Source organism: Clostridium algidicarnis DSM 15099, from assembly GCF_002934235.1.
In the GTDB taxonomy this organism is placed as follows: domain Bacteria; phylum Bacillota; class Clostridia; order Clostridiales; family Clostridiaceae; genus Clostridium_L; species Clostridium_L algidicarnis.
On the sequence record NZ_PTIS01000041.1, the window covers coordinates 1 to 1,220 of the forward strand.

General features: G+C 29.2%; 1 protein-coding gene. It reads left to right on the top strand.

The window, feature by feature from the left end:
- The first annotated feature begins 81 nt into the window (after positions 1 to 81).
- A protein-coding gene (locus tag BD821_RS13290; protein WP_104410887.1) for an IS3 family transposase occupies positions 82 to 1,190 on the top strand; the annotation gives its coding sequence in 2 pieces (ribosomal slippage) (positions 82 to 328 and positions 328 to 1,190; 1,110 coding nt in all).
- Positions 1,191 to 1,220 lie beyond the last annotated feature (30 nt).

Consider the following 1,220-nt stretch of genomic DNA (forward strand, 5'->3'; position numbering starts at 1 on the left):
TGGATGGGTTATAATTAGCTATACAATAAATATTCGGACATGATATAATATAAAAATAAATGAAAGTAAGAGGTATATATCATGGGAAGAAAAGGTAAGAATTATACAGAAGAATTTAAAAAGCAAATTGTAGCTCTTAATAATAGTGGTAAGTCCGCAGGAACAATAGCTAAAGAGTATGATGTTGCTAGATCTACAATTAGTAAATGGATATCAGACTATAGTAATACAGGTTCATTTAAGGCCAATGATAACCGAAGCGACTCTGAAAATGAGTTGTTAAGATTAAAAAAAGAAAATGCTAGATTAGAGATGGAAAATGATATTTTAAAGCAAGCAGCGCTGATAATGGCACGAAAATAGAGATTATACTAGCTAATAAGCATAAATACACTATCAGCGCAATGTGCAGAGCACTAAATATTCCAAGAGCATTAGTTTACTATAAAAAGAAAACACGTAAACATAACACTGATTTAGAAAACAAGGTTATTAAAATATTTAAAGACAGCAAGAATAATTATGGTACAAGAAAAATAAAAGCAATTTTAGAAAGTGAAAGCATTACAGCTTCAAGAGCTAAAATAGGTAGCATAATGAAAACCTATGGATTAGTATCAAATTATACCATTAAGCAATTCAAGGTACATAAATCTAAATGCAACAATGATAAAGTAGAAAATATAGTTAATAGAGAATTCAAAAATAGAGATAATTTAGATGTTGTAGTAAGCGATTTAACTTACGTTAATGTAGCCGGTAAATGGAACTACATATGCCTACTTATAGACCTACATAACAGAGGAATAATAAGTTACTCAGCCGGTAAACACAAGGATGCACAGCTTGTTTATGATGCTTTTTTAAAAGCCAGCTGTAACTTGAGTAATATAAACATATTCCATACTGATAGGGGAAATGAGTTTAAAAATAAGATTATAGATGAAATCTTAGAAACATTCAACATAAAAAGATCTCTTAGCGAAAAGGGGTGTCCCTATGATAACGCTGTTGCAGAAGCAACATATAAAATAATAAAAACTGAATTTGCATATAACAGGGTATTTAGTAGCTTTGAAGAATTAGAAATGGAATTATTTAATTATGTAAATTGGTATAATAATCATAGAATACATGGATCATTAAACTACATGACACCTGTAGAATATAAATCAAAGATGTCCGAATAAAACTTGTTTTAAAAAGTATTGACAATCCAA